The organism is Micromonospora sp. NPDC003816, assembly GCF_042874705.1.
Taxonomy (GTDB): domain Bacteria; phylum Actinomycetota; class Actinomycetes; order Mycobacteriales; family Micromonosporaceae; genus Micromonospora.
In genome coordinates, this window is the sequence record NZ_JBIANP010000016.1 from 1 (window position 1) to 24,091 (window position 24,091).

Consider the following 24,091-nt stretch of genomic DNA (forward strand, 5'->3'; position numbering starts at 1 on the left):
TCGACCGCACCAACTACCACGCCACCATCAACATCAACATCCTCGAAACAGCAGCATTGACAACCCGCCCACCGCCCTAACTGAGCGGCATTGCTGCTAACGCCTCGCGCATAGCAGGGGGCCCTTCCTAACGTCCGGCTCACCGCGTGGGTGCGATGGCGGCGGGGGTCAGCCGCCGGAGTCGTCCAGCTCGGCGCCGACCGGGACGGTGTCGTCGTCGCGGCTGGCCAGCCAGCCGTCCGGCAGGAAGACCTTGCCCGGGGAGTTGGTCCGCCCACGCGGCTGACCGAGCGTCTCCACCGGGAACGGCACCGTGGGGTCGAGCTTGCCGAGCAGGTCGTCGAGCTGGGCAAGGCTGTCGATCATCGCGAGTGCACGGCGCACCTCACCGCCGATCGGGAAACCCTTCAGGTACCACGCGACGTGCTTGCGGAAGTCGGTGCAGCCGTCGCGCTCGCCCCTGGCCGGGTTGCGGGCCCCGGCGGTGAACTGCGCGACCAGCAGCTCGGCGTGCCGGCGCATGGTCGTGGCCACCTCGCCGAGGTTCGGCAGTCGCCGCTCGGCACGGCCGTCGAACGCGGCCTCCAGGTCGGCGAAGAGCCACGGCCGACCGAGACAGCCGCGCCCGATCACCACCCCGTCCACGCCTGTGTGCGCGACCATCCGCAGCGCGTCGTCGGCCTCCCAGATGTCGCCGTTGCCGAGCACCGGTACGTCCAGCGCCTGCTTGAGGGTGGCGATGGCGTCCCAGTCCGCGGTGCCCGAGTACCGCTGCGCAGCCGTACGCCCGTGCAGGGCGACCGCGACGACCCCGGCGTCCTGCGCGGCGAGCCCCGCCTCGACGTACGTCAGGTGGGTGTCGTCGATGCCCTTGCGCATCTTGACGGTGACCGGCACCCCGGCGGGTGACGCGGCGTCCACCGCGGCCCGCACCAGGCGGGCGAAGAGTCGGCGGCGCCACGGCAGGGCCGCGCCCCCGCCCCGGCGGGTCACCTTCGGCACCGGGCAGCCGAAGTTGAGGTCGATGTGGTCGGCGAGGTTCTTCTCGACCACGATCCGCACGGCGGCGGCGGTGGTCTCCGGGTCGGTGCCGTAGAGCTGGAGGCTGCGCGGGCTCTCGTCCGCCCCGAAGGCGATCATGCGCATCGTCTTCGGATTGCGCTCGACCACCGCGACCGTGGTGATCATCTCGCAGACGTAGATGCCGCCACCCTGCTCGCGGCAGAGCTGCCGGAAGCCGACGTTGGTGATGCCGGCCATGGGTGCCAGCACGACCGGCGGCCATACCTGGTGCGGCCCGATGGTCAGCGGGCGCAGGACGGGAGCGGTGGTCGGCACGCGCCCAAGTGTAAGGAAGGGCCCCCTGCTAACGCCTCGTGCATAGCAGGGGACCCCTGCTAACGCGACGCATACCACATCCGCACCCGCCCGAGAGGGTTGTCCACAGGCCCGGCGGCTGTCCACAGGTCCGGCCGGGAACCACCCACGGGCCACGATCGCGGTCGATGCTGTGCGGCATGCGCAGCCATCCGCCCCACTTCGCCGACCTGGCCGAACACCAGCAGCAGATCGTCAGCCGCGCTCAACTCCTCGCCGCCGGCTTCGACGACATGTATCTCTACCGGCAGGCCCGACGCGGCCTCTGGCAGCGGGTGCTGCCCGCGACGTACGCCCTGGTCACCGGCGCCCTGACCGACGAGCAGCGGCGGATCTCGGCGGCGCTGTACGCCGGGTCCGACGCGCAGCTGACCGGCCTCGCCGCGCTGACCTGGTACGGCTTCCGGCAGAGCCCGCGCACCGACGCCGTGCAGCTCGTCGTGCCGCATCACGCCCGCCGCACGTCCACCGGCTTCGCGGTGATCTCGCGGGCTCTGACACTGGACGACCGGGCCCGCGCCACGCCGCTCTACCCGGTGTGTTCGCCGGCCCGCGCGGTCGTCGACGCGGCACGCGGCCTGCGGCAGCTCCGTCCGGTGCGGGCCGTCGTCGCCGAGGCCGTGCAGCGGGGGTACGCGGACCTCGCCGCCCTGGACGAGGAGATCCGTCGGGCCCGGCGCAGCCGTACGGCGCTGGTCAGAAAGGCGTTCGCCGAGGTGACGCAGGGCGTGCGGTCGGCGCCGGAGGCCGAGCTGCGGGACTGCCTCGCGGCGAGCACGGTGCTGCCGGAGATCCTGTGGAATCCCCGGCTGCGGGACGCGGGTGGCCGGGCGGTGCCGACGCCCGACGGCTACCTGTCGGAGGCGGCGGTGGCTCTGGAGGTCGACTCGCAGGAGTACCACTTCCGCCCCGGCGACTGGGCGCGCACCCTCGACCGGCACAACGAGCTGAGCCGGTTCGGCGTGCTGGTGCTGCACTTCACGCCAGCACAGATCCGCCGCGAGCCGGACCGGGTACGGCGGTCGGTGGAGGAGGCGTACGAGTCACGGCGCGGGCTCGGTGTCAACATCCGGTTGCGGGTCGACGTGTCGACGCCACCGACTCCGCCGACCGGCGATCCGCGCGGTTGACGGTGTTAGGAAGGGTCCCCTGCTATACGCCAGGCGTTAACAGGGGACCCTTCCTTTCACCTCAGCAGCCGGGGAGGTGGTCGATCAGGTAGCGCTCGACCTGGTCCAGCGGGATCCGCTCCTGGGCCATGGTGTCCCGGTTCCGGACGGTCACCGCGTTGTCGTCGAGCGTGTCGAAGTCGACCGTGACGCAGAACGGGGTGCCGATCTCGTCCTGCCGACGGTAGCGACGCCCGATCGCCTGCGAGTCGTCGAACTCGACCACCCAGCGCTTGCGCAGGTCCGCGGCGAGCTGCTTGGCCTTCGGCGAGAGCGCCTCGTTGCGGGAGAGCGGGAGCACCGCCACCTTCACCGGGGCCAGCCGGGGGTCGAAGCGCATCACGGTGCGCTTGTCCACGCCGCCCTTGGTGTTCGGCGCCTCGTCCTCGTCGTACGCCTCCAGCAGGAAGGCCAGCACCGCGCGGGTGAGGCCGGCGGCCGGCTCGATCACGTACGGGACCCAGCGCTCCTGCTTGGTCTGGTCGAAGTACGACAGGTCGACGCCGGAGTGCTTGCTGTGCGTGGACAGGTCGAAGTCGGTGCGGTTGGCGATGCCCTCCAGCTCGGCGAACTCGGTGCCGCCGAACCGGAACTTGTACTCGATGTCGACGGTGCGCTTCGAGTAGTGCGAGAGCTTCTCCTGCGGGTGCTCGAAGAAGCGCAGGTTCTCCTCGGCCAGACCGAGGTCGATGTACCAGTTCCAGCGCTCCTGCAACCAGTACTCGTGCCACTGCTCGTCGGTGCCGGGCTCGACGAAGAACTCCATCTCCATCTGCTCGAACTCGCGGGTGCGGAAGATGAAGTTGCCCGGGGTGATCTCGTTGCGGAACGACTTGCCGGTCTGCGCGATGCCGAACGGCGGCTTCTTGCGGGCGACGGTCTCGACGTTCTTGTAGTTGACGAAGATGCCCTGGGCGGTCTCCGGCCGCAGGTAGTGCAGACCCTCGTCGCTCTCCACCGGGCCGAGGTAGGTCTTCATCAGGCCGTTGAACATCCGCGGCTCGGTGAAGGTGCCCTTGTTGCCGCAGTTGGGGCAGTTCAGCTCGGTCAGGGCGGCGAGCGGCTTGCCGTGCTTGGCCTCGTACGCCTCTTCCAGGTGGTCGGCGCGGAACCGCTTGTGGCAGGACTGGCACTCGGTCAGCGGGTCGACGAAGGCGTCCAGGTGTCCGGAGGCGGCCCAGACGTCACGCGAGAGGATCACCGCGGAGTCCAGACCCACCACGTCGTCCCGCTGCTGGACCATGGTCTTCCACCACTGCCGGCGGACGTTCTCCTTGAGCTCCACGCCGAGCGGACCGTAGTCCCACGCCGACCGGGTGCCTCCGTAGATCTCGCTGGAGGGGAAGACGAATCCTCGACGCTTGGCGAGGCTGACGACGGCGTCGATACGGTCGGCTGGCATTTTTCCTCCTACGCCGACTGGCGGTCGGCGGGGACAGTGTGGGATGAGTCGAACGGTCCGGGACCACGGTACGACCCCGCCGGTCCTCGGACCCAGCACATTACCTGCGGCCGGTCAGTTGACTCCGCAGACCTCCATGCCACCGGTCTGCTGGTCCTGCTGGAGTACGACCTGTTGGCGCTCCTGGCCGCCACCGCTGAAGGTCACGTCCACCGGCACGGTCAGCGTGGTGGTGTCCACCTGCCCGACCCGGTAGGAGGAGATCTGCGGTTCGGCCGCCGCCCGGCGCTCGAACTCCTGCCGCGACTCGCGGCGCCGAGCGTCCTCGCAGAGCTGGTCGTAGGCCCGGCCGAACTCGCCGTCGGACAGCGCCCGGTAGTAGTCGCCGGAGACGGTGCGTCCCTGCTCGTCGATCGCCTGCACCCCGCTGACCAGCAGGCCGACCACCGCCGTGCCGCCGCCACCGCAGCACAGCACCAGGGCCAGCGCACCGGCGCCGAGGCCGAGCCAGAGCCGGGTACGGCCGCCCTCGGTCGGTGGGGCCGCGAACGGCGGGGCCACGCCGGGCCCGGCGGGCGGTGCCGGTGTGCCGGGGTCCGATCCGCCGACCGGGGTGGGCGGCAGGCCGTGGAAACCGTCAGACGGGGACGGGCCGCCGGGAGCACCGGTGGGCGGGGGCACGCCGGGGTCGCCGGTGGGCGGCGCGCCGGACGGGGCCGGCGGCCAGCCGGGGCCGCCCGGGGCCTGAGGTCCCTGCTGGCCGGGCAGCGGCTGGTGCGGTGGTGGGGCTGCCGGTCCGGGAGCGGTCATGGAAGCCAGCGTAGTGCCCGGCGGCTCACCGGTAAGGACCCGCAGCTCGATCGCTGGCGACCACCACCACGTCCCCGCCGGGTGCCGCGGTCGCCAACGCCTCGTACGCGGACGGCTCGTCGATGCTCTCGGCGAGCAGCGGGACGGCGGTGACCTTGACGTCGAAGCCGCCCAGCGCCCGCCGGTAGGTGCCGACCGACTCCCACTCGGTGACCAGGCACCAGTGGCGCGGGTCGTCCAGTGCCCGGACGACCTGTCCCCGCAGGTAGCCGGGCCGGGCTGCGAGCGCGGCGAGGGCCGCGTGGGCCCGACCGGCGAAGTCCTCGGCGGCGTCTTCCTCGACCACGAACCGGTTGGTCACCAGCACCGGCTCCCCCTCCTCGTAGAGTCTGTGGGATGCAGCGTACGCAGCGCGGGATCCACGAGCGGCTGGCCCGGGCCAACCCCACGACGGTGTTCCTGATCACCCTGTTCCTGATGCTGGCCGCGTTCTTCGTCCCGGGGGTGATCGGCGGGCTGTTGACCTTGACGATCGCCGCCGCGCTGGCCGCACTGCTGGTGACGACCTGGCAGGTGCAGACCCCGCCGACCCGGGCGATCCGGCTCGTCGCGCTCACCCTGTTGGTCACCGTCGGCCTGGTGAAGCTGCTCTGACATGCACTCATGCGTTTTTGACAATCATTGTCGTTGTCGCGGAGAGTCGGTGTCATGACCTACCGCACCGCTCCGCGCGCTCTGGCCACCGCCACGGCCGCCCTGCTCGCCCTGGGTGGCGTCACCGCCTGCTCGACCGAGGACAGCCCGGCCGGCGCCGACCCGAACCGGATCGACGTGGTGGCCGGGTTCTACCCGTTGCAGTTCCTCGCCGAGCAGGTCGGCGGCGACGCGGTGGCGGTGACGAACCTGGCCCGCCCCGGTGCCGAGCCGCACGACCTGGAGCTGAACCCGGGGCAGGTCGGTCAGATCAGCGAGGCGGAGCTGATCATCTTCCTGCACGGCTTCCAGCCCGCAGTGGACGAGGCGATCGACCAGAACGGCGGTGACCGCGCGTTCGACGTGGCGACCGTGGAGCCGTTGCTCGAGGCCGCCGCCGGTGGCCACACCCACAGCCACGGCGACGACGACCACGGTCACGAGGACGACGACCACGGTCACGACCACGACGAGGAGAAGAAGCCGGCGGAGGAGGCGAAGCACGCCGAGGAGACCTCGGACGGCGCCAAGGACCCGCACGTCTGGCTGGACCCGACCCGGCTGGCCACCATCGGCGACAAGCTGGCCGAGCGCCTCGGCGCCGTCGACCCGGACCGGGCCGGCGAGTACACCCGGCGGGCCGCCGCTCTGCGTACCGAGTTGGAGAAGCTGGACACCGAGTTCAGCGAGGGCCTGAAGACCTGCCAGCGGCGGGAGATCGTGGTCAGCCACACCGCGTTCGGGTACCTCGCGCAGAAGTACCAGCTGGAGCAGATCGGCATCACCGGGCTCTCCCCGGAGGACGAGCCGTCGCCGCAACGGCTGGCCGAGGTCACCGAGGAGGCGCGGGAGCACGGCGCCACCACGATCTTCTTCGAGACTCTCGTCAGCCCGAAGGTCGCCGAGACCATCGCCAAGGAGGTCGGCGCCCAGACCGCGGTGCTCGATCCGATCGAAGGCCTGTCCGCCGACAACGGCGGCGACTACCTTTCGGTGATGCGCACCAATCTGCAGACCCTGAGGACGGCGTTGAGCTGCTCGTGACACCTGACGTCATCACCGTGGAGCACGGGGTGGTCGGCTACGACGGCCGCCCCGTGCTCCGCGACGTATCCCTGACCGTGACCACCGGCGAGGTGGTCGCGGTCCTCGGCGCCAACGGCTCCGGCAAGTCCACCCTGATCCGCGCCGTGCTCGGGCTCGTCCCGCTCACCGCCGGCTCGATCACCCTCTTCGGCCAGCGGGTACGCCGGTTCCGACAGTGGCAGCGGCTCGGCTACGTGCCCCAGCGGCTCGGTGCGGGCAGCGGCGTACCGGCCACCGTGGCCGAGGTGGTCGCCTCCGGCCGGCTGGCCCGCCGGGGCATCCTGCGTCCGCCGGGGCGGGTCGACCGGGAGGCGGTGGCGGAGGCGTTGCGCGCCGTGGGCCTGGCCGACCGGGCGAAGGACCCGGTGGCCACGCTCTCCGGCGGGCAGCAGCAACGCACCCTGATCGCCCGGGCGCTGGCCGGACGCCCGGAACTGCTGGTGCTCGACGAACCGACGGCGGGGGTGGACGCGGCCAGCCAGGAGGCGTTCGCCGGGGCGCTGCGCGGCTTCGTCGACGACGGCGGCACCGTCCTGCTCGTCGCGCACGAACTGGGCCCGCTCCGGCCGCTGATCAGCCGCGCGATCGTCGTACACCAGGGGCAGATCGCGCACGACGGCGCGGTCCCGGACCCGGCCGGGCACCACGCGGAGCCCGACCACGACCACGTGCATCCGCACGGCCCCGAGGAGCCCGCCGGCATGTGGAGCACAAGGTGAGTCTCTTCCAGTACGAATTCATGATGCGCGCCCTGATCGGCGCGCTGATCATCGGGCTGGCCGCCCCGGCGCTCGGCATCTACCTGGTGCAGCGACGACTCGCGCTGATCGGCGACGGCATCGGGCACGTGGCGCTCACCGGCGTCGGCGCGGGCCTGCTGTTCCAGACCTCGCCCGTGATCATGGCGGTGATCGCGGCCACCATCGGGGCGATCGCCATCGAGCTGATCCGCGAACGCGGTCGCACCTCCGGCGACCTGGCACTCGCCCTGCTCTTCTACGGCGGCATCGCCGGTGGCGTGGTCCTGGTGGGGCTCTCCGACAGCACCAGCGCCAACCTCAACGCGTACCTCTTCGGTGCGTTGACCACGACCTCCCGCGACGACCTGGTCACCATCGCGGTGCTCGGTGTGGCGGTGCTGGCCGCGATGCTGGCGCTGCGGCCCGCGCTCTTCGCCGTCTGCCACGACGAGGAGTACGCCCGGGTCTCCGGCCTGCCGGTACGCGCGCTGAACCTGCTGCTCGCGATCACCACCGCGATCACCGTCACGATCGCCATGCGGGCCGTCGGCGTCCTGCTGATCAGCGCGTTGATGGTCGTACCGGTGGCCACCGCCCAGCAGGTCACCCGGGGCTTCCGCAGCACCATGACGGCAGCCATGGCACTGGGCCTGTTCGCCGCCGGGGCCGGCATCTGGATGGCGGCGCTCGCCGACACCGCACCGGGCGCGTCGGTGGTGGTCCTGGCCATCGCCTCCTTCGTGGTGGTCACCCTGCTGGCCGCCGCCTGGCGCCGGATCCGCCGCTCCCGGCCGCAACCCACACCCGATCCGGAACCGCACGAGGTGGTGCTCAGCCGGTCCTGATCACGGGTTCCGCTTCGGTATTGGTTACCGTTGCAGGGTGACCAGCGGATCGGGCTATGACGCCTTCGAGGGTGCCAGCGAGCTCCTGCGCGCCCTCTCGGCGCCGATCCGGCTCGCCATCGTCAGCGAACTGGCCGGCGGCGAGCGGTGCGTGCACGAGCTGGTGGATAAACTCGGCGTCGCGCAACCGCTGGTCTCCCAGCACCTGCGGGTGCTGCGCGGGGCCGGCGTGGTCCGCGGCTCGCGGCGGGGCCGGGAGATCGCGTACGCCCTGGTCGACGAGCATGTCGCGCACATCGTCGCCGACGCGGTCAGCCATGCCGGGGAGGAATCATGAGCGAGCGCAGCGAGCGAATCATCAGGTTCAGCACAAATGTCGGCACGCAGCGAAGCGGAGTGACGGCATGAGCGAGCCACGCGAGCGAATCATCAGGCCCAGCACACATGCCGGACCGCAGCGCAGCGGAGGGGTCGGCATGAGCGAGCGCAGCGAGCGAATCATCAGGTTCAGCACAAATGCCGGCACGCAGCGAAGCGGAGGGTCGGCATGAGCGAGAGTGCGGTGGTCCGCAACACCCGCCAGCGGTCGGCGGTGAGCGCGTTGCTGGCCGAGTTGGAGGGCTTCCACAGCGCCCAGGACCTACACGCGATGCTGCGTGAACGCGGCGAGCGGGTCGGGTTGACGACGGTCTACCGGACGTTGCAGGGCCTGGCCGACGCGGGCGAGATCGACGTGATGCGTCCGCCCGGCGGCGAGCACCTCTACCGCAGGTGCAGCGAGGGGCACCACCACCATCTGGTCTGCCGCGCCTGCGGCCGGACGGTGGAGGTGGCCGGGCCGACGGTGGAGAACTGGGCCGACCGGGTGGCCGCCCAGCACGGCTTCACCGACGTCAGCCACACCCTGGAAATTTTCGGCACCTGCCCGGACTGCGCCCGCTGATCCCGCCTGCCGCACGATCGGGCGTCCGTGGGAGTGCTCGCCGCGCCGGGGCGTGGCACGCTGTCCGGCGTGAAGATCTACGCTGATCGTTTCCCGACCGCGCTGCGCCAGTTCCTCACCGATCTGCTCGTCGTCGCCTGGGTGTACGTGGCGATCCGGGGTGCGCTCTGGCTGCACGATCTGGTGCAGAAGCTGGCCGTACCCGGACAGAAGCTGGAGGGGGCCGGCGGCGGACTGGCCGACAACCTGGCCGACGCGGGCGGCAAGGTCGGCCGGGTGCCGTTGGTGGGCGACGAGCTGACCGGCCCGTTCGAGCGGGCGGCCGGCGCGGCCCGTTCGCTCGCCGAGGCCGGGCGGGACCAGCAGGAACTGGTCGACCAGTTGGCGGTGGCGCTGGCCGTCGGGTTGCTGGTGGTCCCGCTGGGGTTGGTGCTGTTCGGCTGGCTGCCACTGCGGGTGCGCTGGATGCGGCGGGCCGCCTCGGCGGCGGCTCTGGCCGCCGCTCCCGCCGGCCGGGACCTGCTGGCCCTGCGCGCCCTGGCCGGTCAACCGCTGCGCAAGCTCACCCGGATCTCCCCGGACGTCGCTGAGGCGTGGCGCCAGGGCGACGACGCCACCGTCAACGCCCTGGCCGCCCTCGAACTCCGCCGCCTGGGCCTCCACGACCCCCACTCCCACCCCCGCCCCTAACCCCCACCCCCTAACCCCGACACCGCGTTGATCAAGAAGTTTTCGCCGTCCGAGCCCATGGGGCATGGCCAAAACTTCTTGATCAACGCGGCCATGGTGGGGGGTGGGGGAAGCGGTCCAGACCCGGCGGGGTCAGCCCGGGGATAGCCCGCTCGGGTCCTCCTCGTCGTCGATGTCGTCGTCCCCCCAGTTACGACGGCTGAACGGCAGGATCACCCAGAACGTGAGGAACCACAGGCCGGTGACCGCACTGAGCAGGAAGGCGATCGGCCGGGCGAGCACGAAATCGGTGATCAGCAGTACCGAGCTGACCATCGCGACCAGCATGAAGGCGAGACCGGCGCTGGCCATCTTGTGGGCGAACTGCACCAGCTCCGGCTTGCGGCCCTGACGGAACAGGGCCCGGTGGAACGCCACCGGCGAGATGATCATCGCGGTGGCGCCGGCCGCCGCGATCAGCGCGACGACGTAGACGTCGCGCTGGAATTCCGTGGTACGCGTGAAACCGTTACTGAACGGCAGGGTGAGCAGGAAGGCGAAGAGAATCTGTACGCCGGTCTGCGCGACCCGTAACTCCTGAAGCAGGTCAGCGAAGTTCCGCTGCCAGCGCTGCTTCTCGGTCTCCTTGGACACCGCGAACCTCCGAGGGAACACGCTCCACCCGGTCGGCACGCCCGACCGGCGGAACGCAGATGCCCCGCCGCGCACGACCCGAAACCGACTCAGGAACCGCGCCGGATCCGCCCTGCGTAACGGGCCTCCAGCGCGTCGTTGTGCGCGTCGCCACCGGCGATGTTGGCCGACAGGTAGACCGGCGGCTGCTCGTCGGCGGCCACCAACCGGGCCACCACCTCGACCACGATCTGCTGGGCCAGCAACGCCGCCGTGATCGAGGAGACCGCGCCCACCGCACCGCCGGACGGCAGTGGCAGCGTCGCGTCCCCGTACGGGGCACCGTTGTCCAGCACCACGTCGGCGAAGTCGGCGAGCTTGCGCCCGGACGGGTGGCGGGACTCCATCCGGGCCGAGTGCGCGGCGGAGGTGATCGCGACCAGCGGATGGCCCCGCGCGACGACCAGCGAGGCGAACTCCACCATCGCCCCGTTCACGCCCGAGTTCGAGGCGAGCACGAAGACGTCACGCGGGCCGATCGGGGCGAGGTCGTAGAGCCGATGCGCGACCGACGGGTCCCGCTCCAGCTTCGGGCCCAGCACGTCGACCGGCTCCCCGCCGTGCAGCACCAGGTCCCGCAGGGCGATCCGGTTGGTCGGCACCAGCCCGCCGGCCCGGCCGGCGATCTCCATCGCCAGGGCCTCCGAGTGGCCGGTACCGAAGGCGTGCACCACCCCGTCGGCCCGGATCGCCTCGGCGATCAGGTCGGCCGCCCGGCCCACCTGCTCCCGCTGGCTGCCCGCCACCCGGGTCATCGTCGCGGTCACCTCGGCCAGGTAGCCCTCGGCACTCAGCGTCATGCTCTCTCCCGCCTCCCTCGGATCGCCGCCGCCCGACGACCCCACCCAGCTTCCCGCACGGCCCGTGCCGCCGTCCGGCCGGTCGGGCGGCCCGTCAGGCGGTCGGGCGGGCGCGGGCCAGGATCGCCTCGGCCAACGGCGTGGGCGCCTCGTCCGGGATCCAGTGGCTGACGCCGGACAGCTCGACGAGACGGTAGTCACCGGTCACGTGTGCGGCGCAGGCGTCGGCGGCGGTCCGTCCGATGGCGACGTCACGGTCGCTCCAGACGAAGGTGGTCGGTACCGACACCGGGCCGACCGCCGCCAACTCGGAGCGGGACATCGCCCGGTACCAGTTCAGCGCCGCGGTGAGCGCGCCCGGCTCGCGCAGCGGGTCGGCGTACGCGGCCACCCGGGCGTCGTCACCGACGTCGCGCAACAGCCGCCGCAACCCGAGCGCGTCGAGCGCCAGCAGCGTCTTCTCGGCCATGCCCTGCTGCCGGAACAGCAGCATGTACGCCGAGCGCGCCTTCTGCTGCGGGTCGTGGGCCAACGCGTGCGCCATGGCGGCCGGGTGCGGCACGGAGACCGCGGTGAGCGTGCGTACCCGGTCGGGGTGGCCGGCGGCGAGCGCCCAGGCGACGACGGCGCCCCAGTCGTGGCCGACCACGTGCGCCCGCGTCACGCCGAGGGCGTCGAGCACCGCCACCGCGTCGGCGACCAACTCTCCCAGCCGGTACGCCGCCACCTCGGTCGGCCGTGCCTGCGGCGAGTAGCCCCGCTGGTCCAGCGCGTACGTGCGCAGGCCCGCGCCGTGCAGGACGGGCGCCAACGCGTCCCACTCGCCCGAGTGCTGGGGGAAGCCGTGCAGCAGTAGCACCGGGTCACCCGAGTCGGGGCCGCCGGGGTGGATCTCGAACCGTAGACCTCGGGCGTCGACCTGCATGTCCGGAACGCTACTCGTACTGGCGCTTGGGCACCGGCACCTGCCGCCACGACTCGATCTCCAGGTACGGGATCTCGGCGTCGTTGACCGGGTCCCGCCCGATCCGGTCGCTGTAGCGGCCGACCACCTCGACCCAACTGTCGTTGGGCAGCCCGACCGGCACGTCACCGGTGAGCCCGAGTTTGATCGGCCGACCGTCGGCGGCGCAGCAGGAGAGCACCATCCGGGCGAGAATCGGCTCGCCACCGGCGCCGGTGGCGAGGAACCCGGTGAGGACCACCCGCCGGTCGCCGATCGAGGTGCCCCGGTCGAACAGTGCCCGGGAGGCGTAGTCGAGCACGCTGACCCGCACCGGGTCGCCCTCCGGCAGGGGTGGGTAGTCGGACTCGCGGGGGGCGTTCAGCGCGGTGCCGGCCTGCCCCGCCGCGTACGACCCGAGGGCCGGCGGGGCGACCAGCAGCAGCCCGAGCACGGGCAGGATGAGCAGCCAGCCGATCCGGGGCTCGTGGTGGCCGTGGTCGTCGTGCTCGTCGGTCTGGCCCGTCGCCACCGGGGCGGGACCGCTCACCGGGCCGGTGGACCCGCCGCCGGTCGGGGCCGTCGCGCGGGGCGCGGAGGGACGCAGTTCGTGCCAGAGGGTCATCACCGCGGCGACCACGAGCAGCAGACCGGCGGCGATCAGGAACGGGCGCAGGCCCTCCTTGACGTACCGCAGATAGAGGTCGGTGACGCTGGCCCGGATCACCGCCCCGCCGAGCAGCAGCAGGATCACCGCTTGCGCCTGTCGGTTCACAGCAGCACCATCCCGACTCCGGTGGCCATCAGCAGGGCGACCGCGAACGTGGCCGGCGCGAACCGGAAGGCGAACCGCCGGCCGAAGACACCGGCCTGCATCGAGATCAGCTTGAGGTCGACCATCGGCCCCACCACCAGGAAGACCAGTCGGGACGTGAGGGAGAACTGCGACAGCGAGGCCGCGACGAAGGCGTCCGCCTCGGAACAGAGCGAGAGCAGGACGGCCAGCAGCGCCAGCGCCAGGATCGACAGCCAGGCGTTGTCCGCGAGGGTCTGGAGCCAGCGTTCCGGCACCAGCACGTTGATGCTGGCGGCGGCCATCGCGCCGAGCACCAGAAAGCCACCGGCGTGGGTGACGTCGTGCCGGACGGCGGCCCAGAAGGCCCGGCTCCGCCGGGGATCGTCCAGCTCCGGGCGACGCGGCATCTTGATCCACTCGGTGCGGCCGAGCCGCAGCCAGAGCCACCCCATGATCATTGCCACGATCAGGCTGGCGACCCCCCGGGCGAGGACCATCTCCGGATTGTTGGGGAAGGCGACCGCCGTGGCGACGAGCACGATCGGGTTGACCGCCGGGGCGGCCAGCAGGAAGGCCAGGGCCGCCGCCGGCGTGACGCCCCGGCGGATCAGCGAGCCCGCGATCGGCACCGACCCGCACTCGCAGCCCGGCAGCACCACACCGGCCGCGCTGGCCGCCGGCACCGCGAGCGCCGGGTGCCGGGGCAACGCCCTGGCCCAGAACGACCGGGGTACGAAGACGGCGATCACGGCGGAGAGGAGGATGCCGAAGACCAGGAACGGCACCGCCTGCACCATGATCGAGACGAACACGGTGGTCCACGTCTGGATGCGGGGATCGTCGAGCGCCCCGGCCAACGGATCACGAAAGATGATCAGCAGGACCAGCAGCGCCGCCAGGATCTCCACCGAACCGATCCGGTCGCCGAGCCAACGTCGGGGCGGCTCGCCGCCGCCCGGCCCGGCCGGACGTTCCTCGGTGGCCACGCCCGTCGGACGACCCTCCGGTTCACCGGCCGGCACGGCATGGTCCGTGTCTGTGCTCACCCTGCCGCCTCTCGGCCCTCGTGGATCGGCGGCCTGAGATTACCGTCCGGAGCCGATGACGTCGATGGATGTCACGAAACCGGGCGGGTTCCCGCGCCCGGTGGGCACCTCCGGAACCAACGGTCGTCGGCAACCGGCATGACCTGCGTAGATCACATTGTCCGTCGATCTTCGAAGGTGTTAGCGTCGGCGGGACAACACCACCTCCGACAGGGGAGCGCACAGCGCTGAGAGTGCGGGTCCGCCCGCAGACCCTCCGTACCTGATCTGGGTAATGCCAGCGCAGGGAGTTCGGTCCACCTCCAGCCCGCCACGCCCGGCCACGCCGGTCGCGGCGTGCGTCTTGCCTGGTTCGACACTGGACTGGGAGCACTCATGAGCCAACCGACCACCACCCGGTGGCGCACCGTCGACATCGTCGTGGCCGCGGTGATCGCCGTCGGCTTCGGTGTCATCTTCTGGGCCTGGGGCCTGCTCTGGCGGGCGGTCGACCCGGCCTTCGCCTTCTTCCCGGCCAGCCAGGCCGTCATGTACGGCGTCTGGCTGGTCCCGGCGGTGCTCGGCGGGCTGGTGATCCGCAAGCCGGGTGCCGCGCTGTTCTGCGAGGCGGTCGCGGCGACGGTCTCCGCGTTGCTGGGCTCCGAGTGGGGCGGTGTCACCATCGTCCAGGGCCTGATCCAGGGCCTCGGGGCGGAGATGGCCTTCGCCGCCTTCCGGTACCGCTCGTTCCGGCTGCCGACGGCGCTGCTCGCCGGCGCGATGACCGGCCTCGGCGCCGCCCTGTTCGACTTCTTCACCTGGAACGCCGCGTACGAGCTGGGCACCTACCGCATCCCGTACGCGCTGCTCACCGTGCTCAGCGCCACCGTGATCGCCGGTGCCGGCGGCTACGCGCTCACCAAGGCGCTCGCCGGCACCGGCGTCCTGGACCGCTTCCCCGCCGGTCGCGAGCGGAACCTGGTCTGACCACGCCCGGTGGAGCCGGCCCGACCGGCTCCACCGGGCCACCGACGGGTCGGGCACGAGAGACGGGGGTGGCGGGTGGGTGAGGTGCGGCTGCGCGGCTTCGGCTGGCGCCACGCCGGGCGGCGCGCCTGGGCGGTGCGCGGCGTGGACCTGCGGGTACGCCGAGGCGAGCGGCTACTGCTGCTCGGGCCCTCCGGCGCCGGCAAGAGCACCCTGCTCGCCGCGCTGGCCGGACTGCTGCCGGAGGACTCCGGCGAACAGGAGGGCAGCATCGAGATCGACGGCCGGCCGCCCGCCGAGATCCGCGAGCGAGTCGGCATCGTCTTCCAGGATCCGCAGTCCCAGCTCGTCATGGCCCGCAGCGGCGACGACGTCGCGTTCGGGCTGGAGAACCGGGGCGTACCCGCCACGCAGATCTGGTCCCGGGTGGACGAGGCGCTGCGCCGGGTCGGCTTCCCGTACCCCCGCGACCGCCCCACCGCCGCGCTCTCCGGCGGCGAACAGCAGCGGCTCGCCCTGGCCGGCGTGCTCGCGCTCCGTCCCCACCTGCTGCTGCTCGACGAACCCACCGCCAACCTCGACCCGGCCGGGGCCGACCTGGTCCGTGCCGCCGTGGGCCGCGCGGTCCACGGCGACACCACCCTGATCCTGGTCGAGCACCGGGTGGCCGACGCCCTGCCGCTGGTCGACCGGGTGGTGGTGCTCGACGCCGGTGGCGGCGTCCGCGTCGACGGCCCGCCGGAGGCCGTGTTCGCCGCCCACGGCGACGCCCTCGCCGCCGACGGCGTCTGGGTGCCCGGCCGCCAGATCCCGCCGCGCCGGGCCACCACCGGCCCCGGCGAGGTGTTGCTCACCGCCGACCGGCTCGGCCACCCGCCCCGGCTGGCCGCCACCGACCTGGCGGTACGCGCCGGAGCGGCACTCGCCGTGCTCGGCCCCAACGGCGCCGGCAAGTCCACCCTCGCGGTGCTGCTCGGCGGGCTGCTCAAGCCGGGCACCGGGCGGCTGGCGGCCGGCGTCGAGCTGGCCGGGGCCGACGCCCGCACCCCACCGCACCGGTGGCGGGCACCCGCGCTGGCCCGCCGGATCGGCTCGGTGTTCCAGGACCCGGAGCACCAGTTCGTCACCGGCACGGTCTTCGACGAACTGGCACTCGGCCCCCGACGGACCGGCGCCACCGAGACGGCGGTCCGCCGACGCGTCGACGAGTTGCTGCAACGGCTGCGGTTGGACCGCCTGGCCGGGGCGAACCCGTACACCCTCTCCGGCGGCGAGGCGCGGCGGCTGAGCGTCGCGACCGCCCTGGCCACCGCGCCCCGGCTGCTGATCTGCGACGAGCCCACCTTCGGCCAGGACCGACGCACCTGGCGGGAGCTGGTGGACCTGTTCGCGGAGCTACGCGACGCCGGTCACGCCCTGGTGACGGTCACCCACGACGCCGAGTTCGTCGCCGCGCTCGCCGACCGGACGCTGACGCTGACGCGCCCACCGGCCGCCGAGGCCCCGTCGTCTCCTCCGGCGGCGGACCGATGATCGACTTCGAACCGGTCGCCCGGCCGGACGCGCCACTGGCCCGGCGCAATCCGGTGGCCAAGCTGGCGGCGGCGCTGCTGTTCGCGTTTCCGCTGCTGGCGACGCTGGACCCGGTCGCACCGGCGATCGCGATCGCAATCGAGTTGGCGGTCCTGCCGCTGTTCGGCGTGCGCTACCGGGTGCTGTTCCGCCGGGTGTGGCCGTTGCTCGCCGCCGCCGTCGGCGTACTGGTGACGCTGGTGCTCTTCGCCGCGGACCGCTCGGGCCGGGTCCTGCTCGACGCCGGACCGGTCGTGGTCACCTCGGCGGTGCTGCTCACCGCGCTCGGCCTGGTGCTGCGGCTGTTCGCGGTGGCACTGCCCGGCGTGATCGTCTTCGCCACCACCGATCCGACCGACCTTGCCGACGCGCTGGTGCAGAACGCCCGCGCACCGGCCCGGTTCGCGATCGGCGCGCTGGCGGCGTTCCGGCTGCTCCCGTTGCTCGGGCAGGAGTGGCAGATGATCGTCATGGCCCGCCGGGCACGTGGTGTCGAGGCGGGACGCAACCCGGTGGCGAAACTGCGGCTCTTCGTCTCCACCGCGTTCACGCTGCTGGTCGGCGCGATCCGCCGGGGCACCCGGCTGGCGGTCGCGATGGACGCGCGCGGCTTCGACGCGGGGGTGCCGCGTACCGTCGCCCGCCGGCAGTATTTCGGCGCGGCCGACTGGCTGCTGATGGTCGTCGCGGCGACGCTGGCCGCCGCCGCGTTGGGCGTCAGCGTCGCGCTCGGCACCTTCCGTCCGCTGATCGGCTGAGCCGCGCGCCGGGGGTGGGTGGATCTGTTGTCGTCGGAGCGACAACAGATCCACCCACCTTTCAGCCACACCGTACGGTGCCCCGGTCGCTCACTTGCGCCGGAAGGCGTACTGCCGGCCCGCTCCGACACGCTGTCCACGGTCGGAACGGACCCCCTTGCCCCGGCCGGAGGCTGTCGGACCGGTGGTCGGCGCGGGCGGTGCGCCCGGCGGCTCCCGGTCTGTGAGGTCCGACCTGGACGTGTCGACCGGAGGCAACGACGCCGCCGGGGACGTGAGCCCGGCGGAGGGCCGTACCAGGGGCGGCAGTCCGAGCGGTGGGGTGACCGCGTCGGTCGACGCGTCGACGTGGGGCGGCGTCACCGTGGACAGCCGGGCGGCACCACGGGACTTCTTCGGTTTACGGCTGGCAGGCATCGGAGCCTCCTCGCTCGGCGGTGTCGGCGCGTACGCCACGCCACCGCCGTCGGTGGGGACCGCCGGACGGCGGTCGGGCGGAATCAGCGGAAGGTCGTTCCGGAGCGGCCACGGAGGACGTCGCGTCAACGGCGACGAGAGGGACGCGCGGACACCCGGAAGCGACGGGTCCACGGCCACAGGGGCGGCGGACCGGCTCGATGAAGCGGGTGTCAGTAGCGCATGCCCGCACGCTATCCCGGCCGGAGAGCGGAACGCATCCGGATTATCGGCAACCCGGTGCCGTGCGCTACGCGACCACCTGATGACCAGCGGTGGGGGGACGGCGCGGTCCGGGGTCCGGCCGCGATACCGTCGCAGCACTACAGGTAGACGGCGGAAGGTGGCGACGAGGATGGCGGATCGGGCTACGGCGCAGATCGGTGTGACCGGGCTGGCGGTGATGGGTCGGAACCTGGCCCGGAACCTGGCCCGCAACGGGTTCACCGTGGCGTTGCACAACCGCTCGCCGGAACGGACCCGGTCGCTGGTGGCCGAGCACGGCGACGAGGGCACCTTCGTGCCGACGGAGTCCCTGGTGGACTTCGTCGCCGCGCTGGAGCGCCCGCGCGCGGTGATCATCATGGTCAAGGCGGGCGGCCCCACCGACGCGGTGATCGACGAGTTGGTGCCGCTGCTCGAAGAGGGCGACATCATCATCGACTGCGGCAACGCGCACTTCGCCGACACCCGTCGCCGGGAGGAGGCGCTGCGGACCAAGGGCCTGCACTTCGTCGGCACCGGCGTCTCCGGCGGCGAGGAGGGCGCCCTCTGGGGGCCGAGCATCATGCCGGGCGGGTCGGCCGAGTCGTACCGCAAGCTCGGGCCGATCTTCGAGAAGATCGCCGCGCAGGTCGAGGGCGAGCCCTGCTGCGAGCACGTGGGGCCGGACGGTGCCGGGCACTTCGTGAAGATGGTCCACAACGGCATCGAGTACGCCGACATGCAGCTCATCGCCGAGGCGTACGACCTGCTGCGCGCCGGACTGGGCGCGACCCCGTCGGAACTCGCGGAGATCTTCCGGGAGTGGAACTCCGGCGAGCTGGAGTCCTTCCTGATCGAGATCACCGCCGACGTGCTGGCGCACACCGACGCCGCCACCGGCGAGGCGTTCGTGGACGTGGTACAGGACCGGGCCGAGCAGAAGGGCACCGGCCGGTGGACCGTCCAGATCGCCCTCGACCTCGGCATCCCGATCACCGGCATCGCCGAGGCGACGTTCGCCCGGTCGCTCTCCGGTCACGTCGACCAGCGTGAGGCCGCCGTGCGGGCGTTCCCGGACTCCGGGGAGAAGTGGCAGGTCGCCGACCGCGAGGCGTTCATCGAGGACGTACGCCGGGCGCTGCTCGCCTCCAAGATCGTGGCGTACGCGCAGGGCTTCGACCAGATCCGGGCCGGCAGCGCCGAGTACGACTGGGACATCGACCTGGGCGGCACGGCGAAGATCTGGCGGGGCGGCTGCATCATCCGGGCCCGCTTCCTGGACCGCATCAAGCAGGCCTACGACGAGCAGCCGGAGCTGCCCACGCTGCTGGTGGCGCCGTGGTTCGCGGACACCGTGCGCGACGGTGTGCCGAGCTGGCGGCGGGTGGTGGCCGAGGCGGCCCGGGTCGGCGTGCCGGCACCCGCGTTCGCCTCGTCGCTGGCCTACTTCGACGCGCTGCGCGCGCAGCGTCTCCCGGCCGCGCTCATCCAAGGCCTGCGGGACAACTTCGGCGCGCACACCTACCGCCGGGTCGACCGCGACGGTTCCTTCCACACCCTCTGGGCCACCCCCGACCGCGCCGAGACCCCGGCCTGACGTCTTCCCACCGGTCTTCCGCGTTAGGAAGGGTCCCCTGCTATGCACCAGGCGTTAGCAGGGGACCCTTCCTTACACGCACACCCGCATATACGACGCCGCCCCTGGCTCCACGTGGAGCCAGGGGCGGCGTCGTGTACGTCAGTCAGAAGAAGCGGCGACGCCGGGCCTTCTGCGGGCGGATCAGGTCCGCTCCCTGCGTGAGCAGGCGACTGGCCCTGGACGGGCCCCGCCGGGATTCCATCGAGTGGCTGAGCCGGCGGGCACCGGCGGCCGCCAACGGAACCGCAACGGCCATCACCGCCCACTGGGCGACACGCTTGCGCATCATGTGGGTTCACCTCCGTCAGTGGCTGCTGACGACACTGATACCCACTCCGGTCCGCCGTTAAGCGTCAGACCGTCGGGGCCACCGGGTTGGGCAGCGCACCGCCGAATCGGCGGTCCCGTTGGGCGTACAGCTCGCAGGCGTACCAGAGGTGGCGGCGGTCGAAGTCGGGCCAGAGCGTGTCCAGGAAGACCAGCTCCGCGTACGCGCTCTGCCAGAGCATGAAGTTCGAGGTGCGCTGCTCGCCGGAGGGCCGCAGGAACAGGTCCACCTCGGGCACCTCGGGGTGGTAGAGATACCGCTCGATGGTCTTCTCGTTGACCTTGCCCGGGTCCAGTCGGCCGGCGGCCACGTCCCGGGCGATCGCGGCGGCGGCGTCGGCGATCTCCGCCTGCCCGCCGTAGTTGACGCAGAACTGGAGCGTCAGCGTCGAGTTCCCCCGGGACATCTCCTCGGCGGTCTGCAACTCGGAGATGACGCTCTTCCACAACCGTCCGGACCGGCCCGACCAGACCACCCGCACCCCGAGGTCGACGAGCTGGTCGCGGCGACGGCGGATGACGTCCCGGTTGAAGCCCATCAGGAAGCGCACCTCGTCCGGCGAGCGTCGCCAGTTCTCGGTGGAGAAGGCGTACGCCGACAGGTAGGGGATGCCCATCTCGATGGCGCCCTCCACGGTGTCGAAGAGGGAGAACTCCCCCGCCTCGTGGCCCTTGGTGCGGGGCAGCCCGCGCTCCTTGGCCCAGCGGCCGTTGCCGTCCATCACCACGGCGACGTGCCGGGGCACCGCCTCCGACGGCAGCGCCGGAGGTCGGGCGCCCGACGGGTGCGGCGTCGGGGGCACCGGCGCGCGCCGGACGGCCCTGGTGGATCGGATCACTCGGCTCTCCCTGCTCGACTCCATCGACGCCCGGTCGGGCGTCAGCCCTCGCCGGCCGGGTCGCGCGGCGGGGCCGCCCCGGCGCGTCCGCCACCGGGTCGGACCGTGCCGGTGGCCGGACCGCCCCGGTCCACCAGCGGCAGCGAGCGTAGCGCGCGCTCCAGGTGCCACTGCAGGTGCGCCGCGACCAGGCCGCTGCACTCCCGGCGTACGCCGGTCTCGGTGGCGTCGGCGACCCGCCAGTCACCGGTTGTCAGGGCGGACATCAGGTCGATCGTGGCCGGGGCGGGATGGGCCGCGCCGGGCGGGCGGCAGTCCGGGCAGACCGCGCCTCCGGCCGGTACGGAGAAGGCCCGGTGCTGCCCGGGAGTACCGCAGACCGCGCAGGCGGTCAGTGCCGGTGCCCAACCGGCCAGCGCCATCCCGCGCAGCAGGTACGCGTCGAGCACCAGCGTCGTCGCGTGGGTGCCCTCGGACAGTGCCTTGAGCGCGCCCAGGGTGAGCTGGAACAGCCGCAGCGACGGCTCCCGCTCCACCGGGGTGAGGCGTTCGGCGGTCTCGGCGATGGCGCTGGCCGCGGTGTAGCGGGGGTAGTCACCGAGGAACCGCTTGCCGTACAGATCGATCCCCTCGACCTGGCTGACGCTGTGCAGCGAGCTGCCCAGCTCGCCCTTGGGGTCACCGGCGAGTTGCAGGTCGACGTGGCCGAAGGGTTCCAGCCGGGCGCCGAACTTCGAGGTGGTGCGGCGTACCCCCCGGGCGACCGCGCGCAGCCGGCCGTGCCGCCGGGTGAGCAGGGTGATGATCCGGTCCGACTCGCCGAGTTTCTGCACACGCAGCACCACCGCGTCGTCGCGGTAGAGCTGTCGGCGGTACCCGGCCATCGCGCCATTCTCCCTCCCCGCCGGAACTCGGGTCTGCCCCCGGGTCGGATCTCAGGGTCCGCTCGGGGTCGGCGGGCCTTCTTACCCCGATGTGCGCCGCCGGCACCGGACGTAGCGTGCTCGGCATGGCTCTGCACCTGACCACCCCGGCGCGCCGGACCGCCACCCCGCGCCCGGCCGCCGCCGCACCCCCGGCCGCCGCCGCACCCCCGGCGGCCACCGCACACCCGGCCGACGCTACCCGCCGGGGCGTCACCACACGTCGCATCACCGGCCGTCGAGCCACCGTGGCGGCGGTCGCGGCCACCGCCCTGATCGTCCTCGCCGGGTGTGACAACCTCTCCTTCGGCCGGCTGGACTTCGACACCACCGAGTCCACCCGGATCACCGCGATCCGGCTCCTGCCCGGCGCCGGTGACGTGGTGGTCCGGGCCGACGGCGGAGTGGACGGCGTCCGTATCAAGCGCGTGGTGCGCTACCAGGGCAACCAGCCGCGTACGTCATACGAGATCACCGGCACCGAACTGGTGCTGGACACCTCCTGCGGCAACCGGTGCAGCGTCTCCTACGAGGTCACCACCGGCGAGGGGGTCAGTGTGCGGGGCGAGACCGGCTCCGGCGAGGTCGACCTGAGCCGGGTCGGCACGGTGGAGGTCACCGTCGGCTCCGGCGACGTCCGGGTGGCCGGCGCCGCCGGCCCGGTCCGGGTGGAGACCGGCTCCGGCAACATCGAGGTGTACGACGTGACCGAGCCGGTGGTGCTCCGCAGCGGGTCCGGCAACATCACCGCGAACCGGCTCGGTGGCGAGGTGGACGCGGAGGCCCGGTCCGGCAACGTCACCGTGGAGCTGAACCGACCCGCCCCCGCCCGCGCGCACGCGTCCAGCGGTCACGTCGAGCTGACCGTGCCGGCCGGCGCGTACCAGGTGATCTCGACGGTCGGCTCGGGCTCGGCCGACCTCGGCGTACCGCACGACCCCACCGCGAAGCTCGTGCTCGACGTCGCGACCGGTAGCGGCGACCTCGCGGTCACGTCCCGCTGACGCCGCCACTGGGCCCACGGGGGCCCGGCACTGACTCCTCCCGCCGCTGGGCGGCCCGACCGGCGGCACGGCCGGCAGCGACCGGTTCCTCCGCGCCGGTCCGGTCGCCATCGGCCGGCGCTTCCCCGCCGGATCCCGGAGGGCCGCCATCCGTCGGTCTGTCCCCACCGGTTCCCGGACGCCCGCGATCGATCCGCAGCATCTCGCCACCGGGTCCCGGACGCCCGTCCGGGGTCGGGTCGCCCACCGGCCGACGCGGTGCGGCCTGCGGGCGGGCCGACGACGGACGCCCACCGGGGATCAGCTCCGGCGGGCGCTGCGCCGCCACGTCCTCGACCCAGCCGAACGCCGCGGTCACCACGCCCACCAGGGCGAAGACCAGGACCACCCGGATGACCTGGCCCAGCAGGTTCTGGTGCGACCAGCCGACCACGTCCACCAGCGGCGTGAGCGCGACCACGAAGGCCATGTGCCAGAGATAGACGGTCAGCGCCCGCCGGTTCAGCACGGTGACCGCGCGCCCGATCAGCTCGTTGCGGTCCACCCAGGCGGCGGCCGACGGCGCTCGGCCGAGCGCCACCAGGATGAACGCGGCCGACCAGAGGGCGTTGCCGAGCGGGATGTCGTTCAGGTCGTAACCACGCGGGCCGGGATTGGCGAGGATCCAGGCGCCGCCGGTCGCCGCAAGCGTCAGGACGACCGGCACCAGCACCCGGTTCGTCATCCGGCGCAGCATGCCCGCCTGGTGGGCGAAGCCCAGCAGCCACGCGCCGAAGTAGAGGCCGAACTCGCGCAGCACGCCGTGCGGGTTCTGATAGATGCCGAACTCGATGCAGATCAGCAGGAAGTAGGGGGCGAGCAGGGTGGGCAGCGGGAACCGCCGGAACAGCCAGATGGCGATCGGCGAGGCGAGCACGAACCAGAGGTAGTCCCGCAGGTACCAGATCGGGCTCAGCGCCAGCGCACCCCAGTAGTTCGCCGGTGGATCGACGACCGGGAACAGCCAGAACAACACCTTGGGGGTCAGCGGCAGCCCGGTGAGCAGCATCGCCGGTACGAAGATGGCGGCGACCACCCAGAGCGACGGAAGCAGTCGCCGCAGCCGCCGCCCCACCGCCGACGGGCCGACCCGGTACAACGTGGCGGCCATCAGCGACCCGGCCATCGCGAACATCACCGACATCGCCGGGAACAGCACGGTCAGCGACGCCCAGCCAGTGACGTGGTAGACGACGACCCGCACGATGGCCAGTGCACGCAACAGGTCAAGGTAACGGTTTCGCATCAGCCTGCATCTATGTCCGGGGGCAGAGGCATACCCTCCCTACCCTCTGATGCGCGTCGCGGAAACGACCAACTACCCAGCGGTATAGTGAAACTTCCCATATGCC

General features: G+C 72.3%; 27 protein-coding genes and 1 riboswitch. Of the genes, 13 read left to right on the forward strand and 14 right to left on the reverse strand.

The window, feature by feature from the left end:
• Nucleotides 1–168: 168 nt before the first annotated feature.
• Nucleotides 169–1,338, reverse strand: a complete 1,170-nt coding sequence (dusB, locus tag ACFYTT_RS28960) for a tRNA dihydrouridine synthase DusB (RefSeq protein WP_176095290.1) — start codon at nt 1,336–1,338, stop codon at nt 169–171.
• A 179-nt stretch (nt 1,339–1,517) separates the two neighbouring features.
• On the opposite strand from dusB, the gene ACFYTT_RS28965 reads away from it, so the two are divergent.
• On the forward strand, nt 1,518–2,507 hold the full coding sequence (locus tag ACFYTT_RS28965; protein WP_254876985.1) for a type IV toxin-antitoxin system AbiEi family antitoxin domain-containing protein: 990 nt from the start codon (nt 1,518–1,520) through the stop codon (nt 2,505–2,507).
• A 61-nt stretch (nt 2,508–2,568) separates the two neighbouring features.
• Here the strand turns inward: ACFYTT_RS28965 and ACFYTT_RS28970 are convergent, their stop codons facing one another.
• From ACFYTT_RS28970 to ACFYTT_RS28980, 3 genes are all read right to left on the reverse strand, one after another.
• Entirely contained in the window at nt 2,569–3,948 is a 1,380-nt protein-coding gene (locus tag ACFYTT_RS28970) for a glycine--tRNA ligase (RefSeq protein ID WP_131056554.1), read from the reverse strand.
• 114 nt (nt 3,949–4,062) lie between these two features.
• Nucleotides 4,063–4,572, reverse strand: coding sequence for a hypothetical protein (locus tag ACFYTT_RS28975; protein WP_176096022.1), 510 nt, complete (start codon nt 4,570–4,572; stop codon nt 4,063–4,065).
• Between the two features lie 211 nt (nt 4,573–4,783).
• Complete coding sequence (locus ACFYTT_RS28980) at nt 4,784–5,125, reverse strand: antibiotic biosynthesis monooxygenase (protein WP_131056481.1); 342 nt, start codon at nt 5,123–5,125, stop codon at nt 4,784–4,786.
• Between the two features lie 29 nt (nt 5,126–5,154).
• Here ACFYTT_RS28980 and ACFYTT_RS28985 point away from each other — a divergent pair, with 29 nt between their 5' ends.
• The 7 genes from ACFYTT_RS28985 to ACFYTT_RS29015 all read left to right on the forward strand — a co-directional run bounded on the left by ACFYTT_RS28985 (nt 5,155) and on the right by ACFYTT_RS29015 (nt 9,755).
• Nucleotides 5,155–5,412: a hypothetical protein gene (locus ACFYTT_RS28985; RefSeq protein WP_131056482.1), complete on the forward strand. Its 258-nt coding sequence runs from the start codon at nt 5,155–5,157 to the stop codon at nt 5,410–5,412.
• Nucleotides 5,413–5,466: 54 nt separating this feature from the next.
• Nucleotides 5,467–6,495, forward strand: coding sequence for a metal ABC transporter substrate-binding protein (locus ACFYTT_RS28990; RefSeq protein WP_387263952.1), 1,029 nt, complete (start codon nt 5,467–5,469; stop codon nt 6,493–6,495).
• A complete protein-coding gene (locus ACFYTT_RS28995) occupies nt 6,492–7,256 on the forward strand; it encodes a metal ABC transporter ATP-binding protein (protein WP_131056486.1) in 765 nt (254 codons plus the stop codon). Before ACFYTT_RS28990 ends, ACFYTT_RS28995 begins: the two co-directional genes overlap by 4 nt.
• Nucleotides 7,253–8,122: a metal ABC transporter permease gene (locus tag ACFYTT_RS29000; RefSeq protein WP_131056488.1), complete on the forward strand. Its 870-nt coding sequence runs from the start codon at nt 7,253–7,255 to the stop codon at nt 8,120–8,122. Before ACFYTT_RS28995 ends, ACFYTT_RS29000 begins: the two co-directional genes overlap by 4 nt.
• Before the next feature lie 37 nt (nt 8,123–8,159).
• Nucleotides 8,160–8,459 carry a helix-turn-helix transcriptional regulator gene (locus ACFYTT_RS29005; protein ID WP_131056490.1) on the forward strand — a complete coding sequence of 100 codons (300 nt, stop codon included), beginning with the start codon at nt 8,160–8,162 and terminating at the stop codon, nt 8,457–8,459.
• 210 nt (nt 8,460–8,669) lie between these two features.
• Nucleotides 8,670–9,065, forward strand: coding sequence for a Fur family transcriptional regulator (locus ACFYTT_RS29010; RefSeq protein ID WP_131056492.1), 396 nt, complete (start codon nt 8,670–8,672; stop codon nt 9,063–9,065).
• A 69-nt stretch (nt 9,066–9,134) separates the two neighbouring features.
• Entirely contained in the window at nt 9,135–9,755 is a 621-nt protein-coding gene (locus ACFYTT_RS29015) for a hypothetical protein (RefSeq protein ID WP_387263956.1), read from the forward strand.
• A gap of 132 nt (nt 9,756–9,887) precedes the next feature.
• Here ACFYTT_RS29015 and ACFYTT_RS29020 read toward each other — a convergent pair whose 3' ends face one another.
• From ACFYTT_RS29020 to ACFYTT_RS29040, 5 genes are all read right to left on the reverse strand, one after another.
• Nucleotides 9,888–10,388: a DUF6328 family protein gene (locus ACFYTT_RS29020; RefSeq protein ID WP_131056892.1), complete on the reverse strand. Its 501-nt coding sequence runs from the start codon at nt 10,386–10,388 to the stop codon at nt 9,888–9,890.
• A gap of 89 nt (nt 10,389–10,477) precedes the next feature.
• Nucleotides 10,478–11,227, reverse strand: a complete 750-nt coding sequence (locus ACFYTT_RS29025; protein ID WP_176095294.1) for a sugar isomerase domain-containing protein — start codon at nt 11,225–11,227, stop codon at nt 10,478–10,480.
• Nucleotides 11,228–11,321: 94 nt separating this feature from the next.
• A complete protein-coding gene (locus ACFYTT_RS29030; RefSeq protein WP_131056896.1) occupies nt 11,322–12,152 on the reverse strand; it encodes an alpha/beta fold hydrolase in 831 nt (276 codons plus the stop codon).
• A 10-nt stretch (nt 12,153–12,162) separates the two neighbouring features.
• Nucleotides 12,163–12,945, reverse strand: coding sequence for a TIGR03943 family putative permease subunit (locus tag ACFYTT_RS29035; protein ID WP_387263960.1), 783 nt, complete (start codon nt 12,943–12,945; stop codon nt 12,163–12,165).
• Nucleotides 12,942–14,012 carry a permease gene (locus ACFYTT_RS29040; RefSeq protein WP_387263963.1) on the reverse strand — a complete coding sequence of 357 codons (1,071 nt, stop codon included), beginning with the start codon at nt 14,010–14,012 and terminating at the stop codon, nt 12,942–12,944. The genes ACFYTT_RS29035 and ACFYTT_RS29040 overlap by 4 nt, the downstream gene beginning before the upstream one ends.
• A gap of 201 nt (nt 14,013–14,213) precedes the next feature.
• Nucleotides 14,214–14,319, forward strand: a riboswitch (TPP riboswitch).
• 68 nt (nt 14,320–14,387) lie between these two features.
• On the opposite strand from ACFYTT_RS29040, the gene ACFYTT_RS29045 reads away from it, so the two are divergent.
• The 3 genes from ACFYTT_RS29045 (at nt 14,388) to ACFYTT_RS29055 (ending at nt 17,308) form a co-directional block, all read left to right on the forward strand.
• Nucleotides 14,388–14,978, forward strand: coding sequence for an ECF transporter S component (locus ACFYTT_RS29045; RefSeq protein ID WP_131057735.1), 591 nt, complete (start codon nt 14,388–14,390; stop codon nt 14,976–14,978).
• A gap of 75 nt (nt 14,979–15,053) precedes the next feature.
• Nucleotides 15,054–16,511, forward strand: coding sequence for an ABC transporter ATP-binding protein (locus ACFYTT_RS29050; protein ID WP_387263966.1), 1,458 nt, complete (start codon nt 15,054–15,056; stop codon nt 16,509–16,511).
• On the forward strand, nt 16,508–17,308 hold the full coding sequence (locus ACFYTT_RS29055; RefSeq protein ID WP_387263969.1) for an energy-coupling factor transporter transmembrane component T family protein: 801 nt from the start codon (nt 16,508–16,510) through the stop codon (nt 17,306–17,308). Before ACFYTT_RS29050 ends, ACFYTT_RS29055 begins: the two co-directional genes overlap by 4 nt.
• 90 nt (nt 17,309–17,398) lie before the next feature.
• On the opposite strand, the gene ACFYTT_RS29060 is transcribed toward ACFYTT_RS29055, so the two are convergent.
• On the reverse strand, nt 17,399–17,725 hold the full coding sequence (locus tag ACFYTT_RS29060; RefSeq protein WP_387263972.1) for a hypothetical protein: 327 nt from the start codon (nt 17,723–17,725) through the stop codon (nt 17,399–17,401).
• Between the two features lie 394 nt (nt 17,726–18,119).
• Between ACFYTT_RS29060 and gndA the strand changes: the two genes are divergently transcribed.
• Nucleotides 18,120–19,565, forward strand: a complete 1,446-nt coding sequence (gndA, locus tag ACFYTT_RS29065) for an NADP-dependent phosphogluconate dehydrogenase (protein ID WP_387263975.1) — start codon at nt 18,120–18,122, stop codon at nt 19,563–19,565.
• A 145-nt stretch (nt 19,566–19,710) separates the two neighbouring features.
• Here the strand turns inward: gndA and ACFYTT_RS29070 are convergent, their stop codons facing one another.
• The 3 genes from ACFYTT_RS29070 to recO form a co-directional block, all read right to left on the reverse strand.
• Nucleotides 19,711–19,896, reverse strand: coding sequence for a hypothetical protein (locus ACFYTT_RS29070; protein ID WP_176095300.1), 186 nt, complete (start codon nt 19,894–19,896; stop codon nt 19,711–19,713).
• Between the two features lie 64 nt (nt 19,897–19,960).
• Complete coding sequence (locus tag ACFYTT_RS29075; protein WP_254877086.1) at nt 19,961–20,737, reverse strand: isoprenyl transferase; 777 nt, start codon at nt 20,735–20,737, stop codon at nt 19,961–19,963.
• Between the two features lie 77 nt (nt 20,738–20,814).
• Entirely contained in the window at nt 20,815–21,657 is an 843-nt protein-coding gene (recO, locus tag ACFYTT_RS29080) for a DNA repair protein RecO (RefSeq protein WP_176095302.1), read from the reverse strand.
• A gap of 125 nt (nt 21,658–21,782) precedes the next feature.
• Here recO and ACFYTT_RS29085 point away from each other — a divergent pair, with 125 nt between their 5' ends.
• Nucleotides 21,783–22,700 carry a DUF4097 family beta strand repeat-containing protein gene (locus ACFYTT_RS29085; RefSeq protein WP_387263979.1) on the forward strand — a complete coding sequence of 306 codons (918 nt, stop codon included), beginning with the start codon at nt 21,783–21,785 and terminating at the stop codon, nt 22,698–22,700.
• Here ACFYTT_RS29085 and ACFYTT_RS29090 read toward each other — a convergent pair.
• Entirely contained in the window at nt 22,687–23,985 is a 1,299-nt protein-coding gene (locus tag ACFYTT_RS29090) for an acyltransferase family protein (protein WP_254876986.1), read from the reverse strand. The two genes, ACFYTT_RS29085 and ACFYTT_RS29090, sit on opposite strands and share 14 nt — an antisense overlap.
• Nucleotides 23,986–24,091 lie beyond the last annotated feature (106 nt).

Bases quoted from the DNA above. Each gene is read 5' to 3' on its own strand.
- ACFYTT_RS29010 (WP_131056492.1), top strand. From the start codon at position 8,670: ATGAGCGAGAGTGCGGTGGTCCGCAACACCCGCCAGCGGTCGGCGGTG.
- ACFYTT_RS29055 (WP_387263969.1), top strand. From the start codon at position 16,508: ATGATCGACTTCGAACCGGTCGCCCGGCCGGACGCGCCACTGGCCCGG.
- gndA (WP_387263975.1), top strand. From the start codon at position 18,120: ATGGCGGATCGGGCTACGGCGCAGATCGGTGTGACCGGGCTGGCGGTG.
- ACFYTT_RS28965 (WP_254876985.1), top strand. From the start codon at position 1,518: ATGCGCAGCCATCCGCCCCACTTCGCCGACCTGGCCGAACACCAGCAG.
- ACFYTT_RS28970 (WP_131056554.1), bottom strand. From the start codon at position 3,948: ATGCCAGCCGACCGTATCGACGCCGTCGTCAGCCTCGCCAAGCGTCGA.
- ACFYTT_RS29090 (WP_254876986.1), bottom strand. From the start codon at position 23,985: ATGCGAAACCGTTACCTTGACCTGTTGCGTGCACTGGCCATCGTGCGG.
- ACFYTT_RS29060 (WP_387263972.1), bottom strand. From the start codon at position 17,725: ATGCCTGCCAGCCGTAAACCGAAGAAGTCCCGTGGTGCCGCCCGGCTG.
- ACFYTT_RS28990 (WP_387263952.1), top strand. From the start codon at position 5,467: ATGACCTACCGCACCGCTCCGCGCGCTCTGGCCACCGCCACGGCCGCC.
- ACFYTT_RS29045 (WP_131057735.1), top strand. From the start codon at position 14,388: ATGAGCCAACCGACCACCACCCGGTGGCGCACCGTCGACATCGTCGTG.
- ACFYTT_RS28985 (WP_131056482.1), top strand. From the start codon at position 5,155: ATGCAGCGTACGCAGCGCGGGATCCACGAGCGGCTGGCCCGGGCCAAC.
- ACFYTT_RS29085 (WP_387263979.1), top strand. From the start codon at position 21,783: ATGGCTCTGCACCTGACCACCCCGGCGCGCCGGACCGCCACCCCGCGC.
- ACFYTT_RS29025 (WP_176095294.1), bottom strand. From the start codon at position 11,227: ATGACGCTGAGTGCCGAGGGCTACCTGGCCGAGGTGACCGCGACGATG.
- ACFYTT_RS29030 (WP_131056896.1), bottom strand. From the start codon at position 12,152: ATGCAGGTCGACGCCCGAGGTCTACGGTTCGAGATCCACCCCGGCGGC.
- ACFYTT_RS29070 (WP_176095300.1), bottom strand. From the start codon at position 19,896: ATGATGCGCAAGCGTGTCGCCCAGTGGGCGGTGATGGCCGTTGCGGTT.
- recO (WP_176095302.1), bottom strand. From the start codon at position 21,657: ATGGCCGGGTACCGCCGACAGCTCTACCGCGACGACGCGGTGGTGCTG.